13 protein-coding genes and 1 rRNA gene are annotated in these 14,375 nt (G+C 67.9%); 3 read left to right on the forward strand and 11 right to left on the reverse strand.

Features of this window, described 5'->3' with window-relative positions; translation table 11 throughout:
• Window positions 1-107: 107 nt before the first annotated feature.
• Together ACFWVD_RS22375 and ACFWVD_RS22380 are read right to left on the reverse strand one after the other, a co-directional pair.
• Window positions 108-1,379 (reverse strand): acyl-CoA dehydrogenase family protein, encoded by a 1,272-nt coding sequence (locus ACFWVD_RS22375; RefSeq protein WP_379245738.1) that lies wholly within the window; start codon window positions 1,377-1,379, stop codon window positions 108-110.
• A 182-nt stretch (window positions 1,380-1,561) separates the two neighbouring features.
• Window positions 1,562-2,098 carry a TetR/AcrR family transcriptional regulator gene (locus ACFWVD_RS22380; RefSeq protein ID WP_379245740.1) on the reverse strand — a complete coding sequence of 179 codons (537 nt, stop codon included), beginning with the start codon at window positions 2,096-2,098 and terminating at the stop codon, window positions 1,562-1,564.
• Between the two features lie 4 nt (window positions 2,099-2,102).
• Here ACFWVD_RS22380 and ACFWVD_RS22385 point away from each other — a divergent pair, with 4 nt between their 5' ends.
• Both ACFWVD_RS22385 and ACFWVD_RS22390 read left to right on the forward strand, forming a co-directional pair.
• A complete protein-coding gene (locus tag ACFWVD_RS22385; protein ID WP_379245742.1) occupies window positions 2,103-2,999 on the forward strand; it encodes a sterol desaturase family protein in 897 nt (298 codons plus the stop codon).
• The gene (locus ACFWVD_RS22390) at window positions 2,996-3,505 is read left to right on the forward strand and encodes a DoxX family protein (RefSeq protein ID WP_379245744.1); all 510 of its coding nucleotides are present in this window, start codon (window positions 2,996-2,998) and stop codon (window positions 3,503-3,505) included. Before ACFWVD_RS22385 ends, ACFWVD_RS22390 begins: the two co-directional genes overlap by 4 nt.
• Window positions 3,506-3,541: 36 nt before the next feature.
• Here the strand turns inward: ACFWVD_RS22390 and ACFWVD_RS22395 are convergent, their stop codons facing one another.
• Both ACFWVD_RS22395 and steA read right to left on the reverse strand, forming a co-directional pair.
• Window positions 3,542-4,483, reverse strand: a complete 942-nt coding sequence (locus ACFWVD_RS22395; protein WP_379245772.1) for a copper transporter — start codon at window positions 4,481-4,483, stop codon at window positions 3,542-3,544.
• Entirely contained in the window at window positions 4,480-5,679 is a 1,200-nt protein-coding gene (gene steA, locus ACFWVD_RS22400; protein ID WP_379245746.1) for a putative cytokinetic ring protein SteA, read from the reverse strand. Before steA ends, ACFWVD_RS22395 begins: the two co-directional genes overlap by 4 nt.
• Before the next feature lie 159 nt (window positions 5,680-5,838).
• Here steA and ACFWVD_RS22405 point away from each other — a divergent pair, with 159 nt between their 5' ends.
• The gene (locus ACFWVD_RS22405) at window positions 5,839-6,258 is read left to right on the forward strand and encodes an SRPBCC family protein (protein WP_379245748.1); all 420 of its coding nucleotides are present in this window, start codon (window positions 5,839-5,841) and stop codon (window positions 6,256-6,258) included.
• A 50-nt stretch (window positions 6,259-6,308) separates the two neighbouring features.
• On the opposite strand, the gene recN is transcribed toward ACFWVD_RS22405, so the two are convergent.
• The 7 genes from recN to rrf form a co-directional block, all read right to left on the reverse strand.
• A complete protein-coding gene (gene recN, locus ACFWVD_RS22410) occupies window positions 6,309-8,078 on the reverse strand; it encodes a DNA repair protein RecN (protein ID WP_379245750.1) in 1,770 nt (589 codons plus the stop codon).
• Window positions 8,078-9,007 carry an NAD kinase gene (locus tag ACFWVD_RS22415; RefSeq protein ID WP_379245752.1) on the reverse strand — a complete coding sequence of 310 codons (930 nt, stop codon included), beginning with the start codon at window positions 9,005-9,007 and terminating at the stop codon, window positions 8,078-8,080. Before ACFWVD_RS22415 ends, recN begins: the two co-directional genes overlap by 1 nt.
• Window positions 9,004-9,825 carry a TlyA family RNA methyltransferase gene (locus tag ACFWVD_RS22420; protein ID WP_379245754.1) on the reverse strand — a complete coding sequence of 274 codons (822 nt, stop codon included), beginning with the start codon at window positions 9,823-9,825 and terminating at the stop codon, window positions 9,004-9,006. Before ACFWVD_RS22420 ends, ACFWVD_RS22415 begins: the two co-directional genes overlap by 4 nt.
• Window position 9,826: 1 nt before the next feature.
• Entirely contained in the window at window positions 9,827-10,105 is a 279-nt protein-coding gene (locus ACFWVD_RS22425) for a hypothetical protein (RefSeq protein ID WP_379245756.1), read from the reverse strand.
• A 13-nt stretch (window positions 10,106-10,118) separates the two neighbouring features.
• Entirely contained in the window at window positions 10,119-11,012 is an 894-nt protein-coding gene (locus tag ACFWVD_RS22430) for an HAD-IIA family hydrolase (RefSeq protein WP_379245758.1), read from the reverse strand.
• 250 nt (window positions 11,013-11,262) lie between these two features.
• Window positions 11,263-12,420 carry a hypothetical protein gene (locus ACFWVD_RS22435; protein ID WP_379245774.1) on the reverse strand — a complete coding sequence of 386 codons (1,158 nt, stop codon included), beginning with the start codon at window positions 12,418-12,420 and terminating at the stop codon, window positions 11,263-11,265.
• 1,864 nt (window positions 12,421-14,284) lie between these two features.
• Window positions 14,285-14,375, reverse strand: a 5S ribosomal RNA gene (gene rrf, locus ACFWVD_RS22440); the annotation flags it as partial.

Here is a 14,375-nt window from a genome sequence, read left to right on the forward strand (position 1 = left end):
CCCTCCCGCCCCACCCCCCCCCCCCCTCTCCCCCCCCCCCCTCCCCACCCACCCTCCCCCCCCTATTCCCCCCCCCCCCCCAACCCCCCCCCCCCCCCGCCCCGGCATCACTCGGCGAGCAGACCCTTGGCGACGTGGGTCACCTGGATCTCGTTGCTGCCCGCGTAGATCATCAGCGACTTCGCGTCCCGCGCCAGCTGCTCGACGCGGTACTCGGCCATATAGCCGTTGCCGCCGAACAACTGCACCGCTTCCATCGCCACATCGGTCGCGGCCTTGGTCGAGTACAGCTTCATCGCCGAGGCCTGGGCCAAGGTCGGCATCTTGCCCGCCGCGAAGCTCTCCAACGCGTTGAACACCATGTTCTCGACATTGAGGCGCGCGATCTCCATCTCGGCCAGCTTCAGCTGAACCAGCTGGAACCGGCCGATCTCCTGACCCCACAGCTTGCGCGACTTGGCGTAGTCGATACAGAGCCGGTGGCATTCGTTGATGATGCCCATCGACAGGATCGCGCAGCCGACGCGTTCGACGATGAAGCTCGAGCGCGCGCTCTCGCGACCGTCGCCACCCTTGTGATCCTCGGTCCCACCGAGCAGCCGGTCCTTGGACAGGCGCACGTTGTCGAAGAAGAGTTCCCCCGTCGGTGAGGAGTGCATGCCCATCTTCTTGAACGGTTTGCCCTGGGTGAACCCTTCCATGCCCTTGTCGAGCACGAAGGTGAGCACCTTGCGCTCGCGCTTGTCGCCACCGTCGCCCTCGTCGAGCTTGGCGTAGACGACCACGGTGTCGGCGAACGGGCCGTTGGTGATGAAGGTCTTCTGGCCGTTGAGGATGTAGTCCTCGCCGTCGCGGCGGACGTAGGTCTTCATACCGCCGAAGGCGTCCGAGCCGGAATCGGGTTCGGTAATCGCCCACGCCGCAACCTTTTCCAAGGTGACGATGTCTTTGAGCCAGCGCTGCTTCTGCGCCAGGGTGCCGCGCGCGGCGATCGTCGCCGCACCGAGCCCGAGGCTCACCCCGACCGCGGCCACGCTGCCCAGGGTGACACCGGTCATTTCACTGACCACAACCGCGGCCATACTGCCCTGGGCGGCCAGGGGATTCGCGCCGGACTTCTTCTTGTCCGAGGACTTCTTCTCGGGTGCGGGTTCGCCCGCGGCGATCCGGTCGGCCTCGGCCTGTTCCTTGGCCAGCATCTTGTCGACCGCCTCACCGGCCATGACATCGATGCCGAAGTCGGCGAACAGCTTGCGCATGATGTCGTAGGGCGGCAGGTCGCCGTGCTCGAGCTCGTCGATGTGGGGACGAACTTCCTTGTCGATGAACGCGCGAACGGATTCGCGGATCATCTCATCGGTCTCGGACCATTCGAACATCGTTGTTTCTCCAAGATTCGTGGACCAGGGCAAGGCAGCGATGTCATGACATCCACCTCGATAGAAAGGTAGACACTTTTCAACTATCTGTCTTTCGTTCGACCGAAGTGTCTCGCCGCCTCGTTCGCGTCCCACGAGATGCTCTGCGAGTTACTCAGCGTCCAGGGCGGCATCCTCGACCATCAGCGGGCGGCGGCGATGAGGGCAGCGACCAGACGGCGACTGCGAGCGCTCATCTGCGCCGCGGTCTGCTCGGGATGACGCAACCACCACAGGACCAGTGAGGTGACCGCGCCCATCCAGATGTCGGTGAGAGCGGAAAGATCGGCGGGGTCGGCGAGCTCGACGGCGCCCAGCGCGCCTGCCACGCCGCGGGCAGCTTGCGCCGCGATGCGGCGCCGGGCCCGGCGAGCGGCGTCGGCGGCGGGGCCCTCCTCGGGATGGGACCGGTCGAACACAACGGTCCAGTCGTGTGGACGTGGCTCCAGTGCGACGAAGAGCGCGTCGAGGGTTCGTTGTGCCATCAGCAGGTCGTCACCCGCGGTGATCGCCGATTCGATCGCATCGCACAGGATGGCCTCGGCCCGTTCCACGCACGCGACATACACCAGGTCCTTGGACTGAAAATAGGTGTACACCAGCGGTTTCGATACCTCAGCACGCTGTGCGACGTCTGCCAGCGAGAGCCCGGCATAGCCGGTGCGGCCGATCTCGGCCACCGGCTTGCTGTCTACGTTGTGGGACCACATCAACAACCCGTTGCTCTATGCCGTCCCGGTCTTCTTCGTGTTGATCGGCATCGAGGCGATGAGCCTGCGTCACGCGGGCGAGGAATCCACCCCGCGCGCCTACTCCCCGATCGACACGCGAACCAGCCTCAGCATGGGCATGGGCGCGCTGGTGGCCATGCTGATCTTCAAGGCGCTGACGCTGCTGCTGTTCGTGGTCGTGTGGGTGGAGCTCGCGCCTTGGCATCTACCGACCGACGCGTGGTGGTACTGGCCGCTACTGCTGCTGGTCGTCGATATCGCCTGGTACTGCAATCACCGGTTCTCCCACCGCGTCCGGATCGGCTGGGCCGCACACCAAGCCCATCACTCGAGCGAGTACTTCAACCTCGGCACCGCGCTGCGACAGAAGTGGAACCCGTGGTCGGAGGCGATCTTCTGGCTCCCGTTGCCGTTACTGGGCTTCGCGCCGTGGACCATCTACGTCGCGTTCGCCCTCAACCTCATCTACCAGTTCTTCACCCACACCGAGACAATCGACAAGATGTGGCGCCCGATCGAATTCGTGTTCAACACGCCCTCACATCACCGCGTGCATCACGGCAGCGACCCGGTGTACCTGGACCGCAACTACGGCGGCATCCTGATTGTCTGGGACCGGATGTTCGGCACCTTCCAGCCCGAATTGCACACCCCCACTTACGGTCTCACCACCCCGGTCGGTACCTACAACGTGCTGAAACTGCAGTACCGCGAGTACGGCAACATCATCGGCGACGTTCGCCGGGCGAAGCGTTGGCGTGACCGGCTCGGCTACGTCTTCGCTCCGCCCGGCTGGCAGCCCGCCGCGCAGCGGACCAGCGGTGCCACGCTGGACAGGCAGTCCGCGTGAACGCCGTCGACACCGCCGCCCTGATCCTGCGCCTGACCCTCGGCGCGGTCGTCCTGGCCCACGGGGTGAACCACGCCTGGGGCGGCGGCAAACTGGCGGGCACAGCCGGCTGGTTCGCCTCGATCGGGCTGCGGCCAGGAAAGCTACACGCCGTGCTCGCCACGGTGACCGAGATCGCGTCGGGTCTGCTGCTCATCGTCGGACTGCTCACCCCGTTCGCCGCGGCCGCCGTTGTCTCGACGATGACGGTCGCCATGATCACCGCGCACCTGCGCAACGGGTTCTTCATCTTCCGGCCGGGTCAGGGGTGGGAGTACACGGCGGTTCTCGCCGCGACAGCCCTGGCGTCCGCCACGCTCGGACCTGGCCGTTGGTCGGCCGACCACCTTTTCGGCATCGAGATCGACGGTATGGCAGCGCTCGCGATCTCGGCGGTTCTCGGCATCGGGTCGGCAGCGCTGCTATTGGGCGCATGCTGGCGCCCAGCACCGCACGACGTCCACTGATCGACCCGGTCCCGTGCGCCTCGGCTTATCGCAGGATCAGCGGGGCATTGCCACCAGGGTCAGCGAGGTCGCTGAGGTGCCTGTTCCGTAGCGGCCCGCGCCGCCGGTGAGTTGTTCTGTCAGGGCGAGTGTTGTTGTCACCCGGCCTATTTCGCGATCGATGTTGTCGACCGTGGTGACCGTGGTCGCGAGGGGGGCCTGAGCTCGGACGTTGGCGATCGCGGCGTTGCCCTCGGCGGCGCCCGGCCGGCCGGCCAGGACTGTGCCCGCGGCGCGTGCCCGCAGGGCGGCGGTGAAGCGGGCGACCGTCGCCCCCTGGCCGGCGTCGGGTTCGACACCGTTGCCGGTGATCACGACCGCGAGTTGCGCTGGTCTCGTGGGGGGCTCGGTATAGGTGAGGAAGTTGCCGCCGCGGAGGGTTTCGAGGATGAGGGACAGTTCCTCGGGGGTGCTGCGGGGGCGGTTGGTGGTGGGGTCTTGGAGCAGGGACAGGCCCAGGAGGTCGCCTGCGAGACTGCCCTGGTCGACGGCGCCGGTGTTGAGCTGGGCGCCCGCGGGGACGATGTTGGTCAGGGTGGAGCGCATGCGGTCGCCCTCCCCCGCGTCGACGAAGGCGTCGGTGAGGGCGACGCGGCCGGTCACGGTCGCGCCTGCTGTGCGCAGGGAGTTGGTGACGCCGTCGATGTCGGCCGGGTCGGCGTCGGGGGTGGTGAGGACGACGACGGTGCGGTCGGCCAGGGTGCCGTTCAGGATGCGAGGGGCCGAGCCCGCGATGAACTGGTCGGCGGCATCGAGGCGGGCTGTCAGCAGGGCGTTCTGGGCGGTCAGCTCGTCTACCTGGGTGTTCAGGCCGGTTTTGTCCGAGCGCAGGCCCGAGATCATGTCACCGGCGAGAGTGTGCGAACCGAGAACCACCCCGATCGCCAGCGCGAGGAAGATCGCCGCGATCGAGATGGCGTGTTGACGCAGCGAGATCACAGCAGACCACGCACCCACAGGACGAAGCTGTTCCAGTACTCGATCGCCCAGTCCAGCACCTCGGTGCCGCTGCGTGAGGCCAGGATCACCACCACGATCGCCACCAGCGCGGCCAACACCACCAGGGCCACCGCGGCGCCGGCGGAACGATGCCGGTACAGGGTCGACACCGCGTTCGCGTCGACCAGCTTCGAACCGACCTTCAACCGGGTCAGGAAGGTGGCCGGGTTGCTGTCGCGGCGACCACGGTCGAAGAAGTCCTCGAGCGACGCGGGGGCACCCGCCAGCACGATCAGCGAGGCGCCGTGATGGTCGGCCAGCATCAGCGCGAGATCGGTCGGCGAACCCGACGAGGGGAACGTCGTGGCGCCGATGCCCAGATCCTGGATTCGTTCCAGACCCTTGGCGTGGCCGTCGGTGTCGGCGGGCAGGATCATCTCCGCGCCGGATTTCAGTGTCTCCGTGCTGATTTCGTCGGGATCGCCCACGATCAGGTCGGGGGTGTACTTGAGCTTGCGCAACGCGTCGGCGCCGCTGCCGACACCGATCAGGATCGGCGCGTACTCCTTGATGAACGGCTTGAGTTTGGTCAGTTCCTCGAGATGGCCGGAGCCGTCGGCTATCACGACCACGTGCCGATCGCGCATGTCCAACTCGATCTCGGGCACCCCGACCCCGTCGATCAGCAGCGCGCTCTCGGTGCGCACGAATTCGGTGGTGTTGCCCGCGAATGCGTCGAGGTGGTCGGCAAGGCCGTTGCGCGCCTCCAGCATTCGATCCGCGATGGCCGCCTCGTCGAACTCGATGCCCTCGACCAGGACCTCGGGTTCCTTCTTGGTCAGCTTGTCGGCGTAGACGATGCCGCCGTCGATGCGCACCTTGGCGCCGTCCTTGATCCGGCCGAACGCGTCCGAGGACACGGTATCCATGAGCACGATGCCGTTGGCCACCAAGACTTCCGGGCCCAGATTGGGATAGCGGCCCGAAATCGACGGCGAGGTATTGATCACCGCCAGCACGCCCGCCTCGACCAGTCGATCCGCGGTGTGACGGTCCAGGTCGGTTTGATCCAGGACAACCACGTCGCCCGCCCCGACCCGCCGCAACAATCGCCCGGTATCGCGATCCACCCGGGCGATCCCGGCGACACCGGGCAGCGTTTCCGTGTTCCGTGACAACAGCGCCGGCATCTTCATGTGGCCGATGATGAGCCCAAACCCTCAACCTTTGGTGGAGGCGCGCCGACTTCCCGCGACGACCGACGGCGCCCGATGCCCGCCCGGCCAGGTCCGAATGCGGCCGAGCGATACCCGTATGCTGCGGGTCACAGATACTTTCCGACAGGAGACACATTCATGCCACGCAGCATCGTCGAGACGGTTTTCGACGCACCTCGCGACATCGTCTACCGCCTCTTCACCGAGCGTGAAGCCGTCAGCCCGTACCTGCCGATCCAGGTCAAGCTCGTCAAGGCCGGCGACCCGACCACCGGCATCGGCGCCCAGCACCTGCTCGGCTTCGGCAAGGTCGGCGTCACCGAGGAGATCACCGCGCTGGTCCCCGGCGAACTGATGGAATACAAGATCGTCAAGGGTGCGCCGGTCAAGCAGCACGTGGGCAGCGTCACCTTCGCCGACACCGCCGAGGGCGGCACCCGCGTGGTGTACACGATGGACTCGCAGCCGTCGCTGCCCGTGCCCGCACCGGTGCTCGAATTCGGTCTGCGTCAGCTGACCAACCAGCTCATCGGCGGCGTGCGCAAAGCCCTGCGCTGATCTTCGACACGACGTCGCCTGCCGTTATCGGCGGGCGACGTCGCTGTTAGTCAGACAGGTAATCGCTCGGCGCGGGCGGTTTCCAGTAGTTCTTCCGCGTGGGCGCGGCCGGTCTCGGTGTCGTCCAGACCCGCGAGCATGCGAGCCAGTTCGATCACCCGTTCGTCGTCGGTCAGCGTGCGAACTCCGCTGTCCACCTTGCCTTTTCCGTCATCGGACTTGTTCACCACCAGGTGGGTGTCGGCGAAGGCGGCGACCTGGGGCAGGTGGGTGACCACGATGACCTGGTGGGTGCGGGCCAGACGCGCTAGGCGCTTGCCGATCTCCACCGCGGCGCGGCCGCCGACGCCGGCGTCGACCTCGTCGAACACCATGGTCGCGCCGTGATCGGAACCGGCGAGCACCACTTCCAGTGCCAGCATCACGCGCGAGAGTTCACCGCCGGATGCGCTTTTGCTCAGCGGCAGCGATTGCGCGCCGGAGTGCGCGGACAGCCGGAACTCCACTTCGTCGCAACCGTTGGACCCGGCGTGCAGCAGCACCCCGTCGATGTCCAGCGGCGCGGAGTCCTGGGCAGCGGCCTGCATCGGGCGGACCTGGACTTCCAGGCGCGCCTTTCCCATCGCCAGCCCGCCCAATTCGGTGCTCACCGCGCCGGCCAGCTTTCCGGCCGACTTGGCACGCGCGGCACTGAGCTTGCGGGCCGCTTCGCGCACCTTGCCCGCGGCGATCTCGACTTCACCCGCGAGTTTGGCCAGGGTTTCCTCGGACACGTCGAGCGAGTCCAGGCGTGCGCGCGATTCGTCGGCCCAGGCGATCACGCCGTCGATATCGGGGGCGTATTTGCGGGTCAGCGACTTGAGTTCGGCCTGACGAGTCAGCATCGAGTCCAGCGCGCTGGGATCCGACGGCAGTTCTGACAAGTAACTGCTGAGTTCGGTTGTCACGTCGACCACCACCGCGATCGCCTCACCCAAGTGCGGTGCAAGCGCGGCCAGGGCCGGGTCGTCGGCGGATTCCAGGCGGGCGCGGGCGCCACCGAGCAGGTCGAGCACGCCACCGCCGTCGGCCGGTGCGTCGCTGGGACCCGACAGGGACTCGTGCGCGGCGACGGCAGCTTCACGCAGCGAATCGAGGTCGCTGAGCCTGCGGATCTCCGCGGTCAGGTGCGTGTCCTCGCCGGGTTCGGGGGCGATGCCGTCGATCTCGTTGAGTGAGTACTTCAGCCGGTCGGCTTCGAGCGCCAATTCCCTACTGCGCGCGGTGCGTTCGAGCAGTTCCGTGCGGGCGTCGAGCCAGGACCTGCGATGCACCTGGTACTTGCGCAGCAGTGCGGCGACACCGTCACCGGCGAACTGGTCCAGCGCGGACAGTTGCTGTTCGGGGCGTTGCAGTCGCAACTGGTCGTTCTGGCCGTGCACGGTCAGCAGTCGGGAGGTGAACTCCCCCAGCACCGCGGCGGGCACCCCGCGCCCACCCAGGTGCGCGCGCGAACGCCCGTCGCTGTTGACCGTGCGGACCGCGATCACGCTGCCGTCCTCATCGGCTTCGGCACCGGCGGATTCCAGCACTTCCCCGACCGCAGCGCGCGCCGCCTCGTTCACATCATCGACGACGAAACGACCCTCCACCACGGCTTTCGCCGCGCCCAGACGCACGCGTCCCGCGTCCGCGCGCGCACCGCTGAGCAGGTGCAAGCTGGTCACGACCATGGTCTTGCCCGCACCGGTCTCGCCGGTGAGCACGGTCAAACCCGCGTGGAACTGGGCGGTGGCCGTGGAGATGACGCCGAGTCCGTCAATCCTGATCTCTGTCAGCATCAGTGCTCTTCCGTTCGCTGTCTGCCCCGCCAGCCGGTGACCGGCAGCTGGAACTTACGCACCATCCGGTCGGCGAACGGCGCCGAATCCAGGCGCACCCACCGCACCGATTGTTGTCCGCGCACCACTTCGGCACGCCCGCCCCGCGGCAACGCGAGGGTGCGTCTGCCGTCGAGGAACACGATCGCGTCGTGACCGGTGGCCACGGTCTCCACTGCGATCAACGATTCCGGACTGGTCACCAGTGGTCGCGCGAACAACGCGTGCGCGTTGCTCGGGATCACCAGCATGGCCTCGAGTTCGGGCCACACCACCGGACCGCCCGCCGAGAAGGCGTACGCGGTCGAACCGGTCGGGGTGGAGATGAGAATGCCGTCGCAGCCGAACGACGAGACCGGGCGGCCGTCGACTTCGAGCACCACCTCCAGCACGCCCATTCGCTGCGCGTTCTCGATGCTGGCCTCGTTCAACGCCCAGCCACGTTCGACGACCGTGTCGTCCACGCGCACGGTGACGTCGATGGTCATCCGGTTTTCCACCTGGTAGTCACGATCGACCACCTGCGACAGCGCCTCGTCCAGGTTCTCCGCCTCAGCTTCGGTGAGAAAACCGATGCGGCCCAGGTTGATTCCCAGCACCGGCACGCCCGCGGGCCTGCCGAGTTCGGCCGCGCGCAGGAACGTGCCGTCGCCGCCGAGGGCGAGCACCATCTCACAGCCTTGCGCGGCGGACGGGCTGTGCGGCACCACCCGCACCGGGTAGCCGGCTTCGTCCTCGAAACGGGTGCTGTCGGCTTCGTCGGCCAGCACCCGCAAGCAAATGCCCGCTTCGGCGAAGATCTTCGCCACCCGGTGCGCGGTCTCGATGATCTCCGCGCGACCGGGATGGGCGACGAGCAGGATCTCCCTGCCGTCGGCGTGCGTGCTCACTGCGGACCCTCCTCGACAGCGGTGGCGACCAGCGCCCGCACCTGCTCGGCGTCGTAGTCGAACGGGCCGACCTTGCGCAACCACAGGAAATACTCGACATTGCCCGACGGTCCCGGCAGCGGACTGGCCACCACGCCGAGGGTGCGCAGGCCGAGCGCGGCCGCGGCCGTGGCCACATCGCACACCACCTCGATCCGCAGCGCGGGATCGCGCACGACCCCGCCCGAACCGACCCGGTCCTTGCCGACCTCGAACTGCGGCTTCACCATCGGCAGCAGGTCCGCACCGTCGGCCGCGCAGGCGGCAAGCGCGGGCAGTACCAGCGCCAGCGAGATGAACGACAGGTCACCGACGACGATATCGACTGTGCCGCTGATGGATTCGGGGGTGATGTTGCGCACGTTGGTGCGATCGAACACCTGGACCCGGTCGTCGTTCTGCAGTCGCCAGATCAGTTGGCCGTAGCCGACATCGACCGCGACCACCTCCCGCGCGCCCTTGTTGAGCAGCACATCGGTGAACCCACCGGTCGACGCGCCCGCATCCAGACACCGTTTACCCGCGACGCTGACGCCCTCGGGTTCGAAGGCCTCGAGCGCGCCCAGCAGCTTGTGCGCACCGCGCGAGGCCCACGACACCTCGTCGGGTTCCTCCCGCACGATCAGCGGGGTTCCCGTCTCCACGGCCGTGGCCGGTTTCACCGCCACCGTGCCGGCGATCAGGACACGGCCCGCGCTGATCAGCTCGACCGCGTGTTCTCGCGATCGCGCCAATCCGCGCCGAACCAGTTCGGCGTCCACCCGCGCTCGTCTGGCCACCTCAGATCTTGTCCACGGTCGCCAGCGCGTCGACGAGAACGTCGTGCGCCTGCTCGAGGATGCGGGCACGACGGGTGATGTCGGCGCCGGTCTCCGTGTTCTCCGCCGGGCTCGCGGCAGGCCGCGGACCCAGCTCGGCCAGCAACTGGTCGACCTCGGCCGTGATCCGGCTCGGGTCGGCCGGTTCCGGCTGCGCGCCGGAAAGGTGAGCGCCCGGCACCGGAATTCCGGGCCGGGGTGGCTGTGACGCGCCGTTCGGCGGTGAACTCGCAGTACTCATCGTGGCGTCAACGCTATCGGATTTCCGAATCGGCCGCGCGCACCCGTATCGCTCGCCCCGGGTTCGCCCGCAACAGTTCCGCGATGTCCGCGGGTGCGGCCGGTTCGGCCAGCGGGGGGTGGTTGAGCGCGTCGAGGGTGGCGGCGATGTAGGTCGGGACCCGGGCGGCGGGGGCGATGATCACCTCATCCAGGGTGCTGACGCCGGTCAGCACGAGCAGCGAGTCCAGGCTCATGCCGTTGGCGCCCTCGATATCGGTGTCGAGACGGTCGCCAACGACCAAGGCATTGCGGGTGCCCGCGCGTTCGATCGCGTCTTCCATCAGCGGGGCATAGGGCTTGCCCGCGACCAGCGGCTCACGATCGGAGGCGGTGGACAGCGCTGCGATCATCGAGCCGTTGCCGGGGGCGAGGCCGCGTTCGTTGGGCAGGGTGCGGTCGGCGTTGGCGGCGATCCACAGCGCGCCCGTGCGCAGGGCGTAGGCCGCTTCGGCCAGGTCCGGCCAGGCGGTGGTGGGTGAGTGACCTTGCACGACCGCCGCCGGTGGGGTGTCGCCGAATCGGCGGATGGGGTCGAGGCCGACGGCTTTCACCTCGGCGACCAGGTCGTCGGTGCCAACGACCAGGACCTTGTCGCCGGGGTTCAGACGTTGCGCGAGCATGCGGGCGGCGGCTTGCGCGCTGGTCACCACGTCGTCGGCGGTGGCGGGGTAGCCCAGCTCGTCCAGGTGGTGCGCCACCGAACCAGGTCCGCGCGCGGCGTTATTGGTGACGTACACCAATCGCTGCGCCGAAACACCGTCCGGGGCAAGCGCTTTCGGCGCACCCTCGATCACCTCGGGCCCGCGGTACAGCGTTCCGTCCAGGTCGAGCAACAAAGCGTCATATCGGTCGCGTAGCCGGTTCATCCACCCTCACTCCGTTGTCACTGCCGGGTCGAGCACATCTGCGACCCTAGGCGAAGGCACCGACAGCTTTCGATCGCTGCGCTGTCGAATAGTCCTCGCACCGTTCATGATCGAGCATGGGGGCCGTGTTCGTGCACGGTGTGCGCGGAAACGTACTGCTCCCCCAGCGCGCCGCGGACCGCACCGCCCACGCAAAAAGGCCGCAGGCCAGGAACTCGGAAGTTCCCGGCCTGCGGCCTCGGTGTTGCTACTACTGCGCGTCGCCGGTGAGTTCGGTTGCCCGCTCCTCGGCGTCGGTTTCGTCGTCGAGATCGGCTGCTGCGGCGTTGAGGAACCACTGCAGGCCCTCATCGGTGCGGCCTGCCGCGACCAGCGCGTCGGCGTAGGCGTAGAACAGGCGCGCGGCCGGCGAACCGGTGCGAGACGGGTCCAGATCGCAGGCCTGCAGGGTCACCACGGCCTGGTCGAACTGACCCAGATCCATCCTGGCGCCCGCGACGACCATCCGCAGCTCGGCGGCTTCGTCGCCTTCCAGCGTCTGCGCTTCCTCACTGCGACCGAGCTCGATGGCCCGTTCCGGCCTGCCCAGACCACGCTCACAGTCCGCCATGACCGCGAGCAGCCCGGCACCACCGGACATGCGTCGCGCGGTCCGCAGCTCCGACAGCGCCTCGGCCCACTCCTCGGCGTGGTAGGCCACCACACCGGCGGTCTCACGAACCACCGCGATGCGACCGGCCCGCTGACGGGCGGCCCGGGCGTGCGACAGGGCCAGACGCGGGTCGTCTTCGAGCAGTTCGACAGCCATCACCATGTGTCGGGCCACCGAATCGGCGTTGTTCTTGTCCAGGCTCAGCAGGTCGCGGCGCACGGCCGGATCCAGATCGGAGGCCACCACGTCCTCGGGCAGATCCGGCTCCTCGGGACGAGCCGCCCGACGATCGTCAGGACGTCCACCCGTGGTCCGAGCACCTTCGCCACCACGACGACGATCATCGCCACCGAAGTCACCCGAACGCGGACCGGACTCCGAGCCGCCGCGCGACCGGTCGTCACGGGCACGAACACCGCGATCGGCGAATCCACGCCGCTCGCCACGATCAGCATCGCCACGGGGGCGATCGTCACGGTCGGTGCTACGCGGGGCTGCGAAACGCGCCGAATCGCCGCGATCGTCACGCGGGGTGTCGTCACGGTCCGAGGCAGCTGCGGTGCCGGACTGGTTCTCGCGATCGGAATCGCGATCCGCAGAACGAGTCCCGTTGTCGAGATCGGCAGCCGAGCTGTCGCCCGACTCGTCACGGGGACGATCCGCACTGCGAGGACGGTCGTTCTCGCTGCTGTCCGCACCCGCATCAGCGGTTGCGGGCTTGTCCGTGTCGGCTACCCGAGCCGCGGGCGGCTGCAGGGAGTCCTCGGACTGCTCAGTGGACGCTGCCGATACGGGCTTGTCGCCGACTGCTGCGGACGTGTTGTCCGAAGCGCCCGACGAGGCCGGGCTGTCGTTGTTGGCCGACTCGTCGGTGTCGTAGTCCGCTGCCGAGACCACACCGAGCACATCGCTTTCGCGCTCGGCGCGCTTCTCCCGGTAGGTGCCGTTGAGCGGCTTGCCGTCTTCGCCGACGAAGCGGCCCTGACCGGCGGTGCGGGCGTCACGCTTGAACCCGCTGCCACGATCGTCGTCACGCTTGGGGCCGCGATCGTTGTCGTCGCGCTTCTGATAGCCGCCCTTGTTGTCGTCACGACGCGGGTATCCACCCTTGTCGTCACGCTTGGGGTAGCCACTCTTATTGTCGTCGCGCCTGGGGTAGCTGCTCTTGTTGTCGTCGCGACGCTGGTAGCCGCCACGATCCGAGCTGCCGCCACGATCGCTTCCGCGATCCGAGCTGCCGCGCGAACGGTCGTCGCCTTCGTTGCGACGGAAGCCGCCACCCGAGCCACCACGGGAGCTGTCGTTGTTGCCGCGGTATCCACCGCGGTCGCCGCCGCTGTAACCGCCCGAGGGACGATCACTGCCGCCGTCATTGCGTCGGAAACCACCGCGATCGCCCGAGCCACCACGGCTGGCGTCGTCACGGCGCTGGTAGCCGCCGCGGTCGCCACTGTCGCTGCGCTTGAACCCGCCGCGATCATTGTCGTCACGCTTCTGGTAGCCACCGCGATCGTTGTCATCGCGCTTCTGGTAGCCGCCGCGACCTGCGTCATCGCGCTTGGGGTAGCTGCTCTTGTTGTCGTCGCGACGCTGGTAGCCGCCACGATCGGACGAGCCGCCACGATCCGAGCCACCACGACGGTCATCGTTGTTGCCGCGGTAACCACCGCGATCGCCGCCACCATAACCGCCCGAGGGACGATCACTGCCGCCGTCGTTACGTCGGAAACCACCACGGTCACCGGAGCCACCACGACCGGCGTCATCGCGGCGCTGGTAGCCGCCGCGGTCGCCACTGTCGCTGCGCTTGAATCCGCCGCGATCGTTGTCGTCACGCTTCTGGTAACCGCCGCGACCCGCGTCATCGCGCTTGGGGTAGCCGCTCTTGTTGTCGTCGCGACGCTGGTAACCACCACGATCGGACGAGACGCCGCGATCGGAACCACCACGGGAACTGTCGCTGTTGCCGCGGTATCCACCACGATCGCCGCCGCCGTAACCGCCCGAAGGACGATCACTGCCGCCGTCGTTGCGTCGGAAACCACCGCGGTCACCGGAGCCACCGCGATCGCTGGAACCGCCACGACCGGCGTCGTCACGGCGCTGGTAGCCGCCGCGGTCGCCACTGTCATTGCGCTTGAATCCACCGCGGTCGGAGCTGCCGCCGCGGTCGTCACGGTTGTATCCGCCACGCTGGCCCTCGGAACGGCTGGAGCCGCCGGTGCCGCGATTGTCGTCATTGCGACGGAATCCGCCCCGGTCGGAGCTACCACGATCGGAGCTGCCGCCACGGCCGGCGTCGTCGCGCTTGGGGTAGCCGCCGCCTTCGCCACGGCCGGAGCCGCGATTGTCACCGTGTCCGCCACGGGGGCGATCGGTCGGCCGACCGAAACCGGGGGCGTCTCCGTCCCGGCGGAAAGGCTTCCGTCCGTCGTTGTGTTCCGACACGGCGATCCCTCTCTAGGTTCCCCGTCCTCCGGGGAGTGATGTCATGGCCCCGCCACTAAGAATTCAACCACGGACGAAGGACGGGGCATCGTCCGCCTGGCGTACCGAACTCGTATCGAGTCCACAAACGCCGATAGGGGACCCAAATAAGGGTCCCCTATCGCGAAGGATGTTCCGGCAGTGTCCTACTCTCCCACACCCTGTCGAGTGCAGTACCATCGGCGCAGGTGGCCTTAGCTTCCGGGTTCGGAATGGGACCGGGC

It is taken from the genome of Nocardia sp. NPDC058666, assembly GCF_042714895.1.
Classification (GTDB): domain Bacteria; phylum Actinomycetota; class Actinomycetes; order Mycobacteriales; family Mycobacteriaceae; genus Nocardia.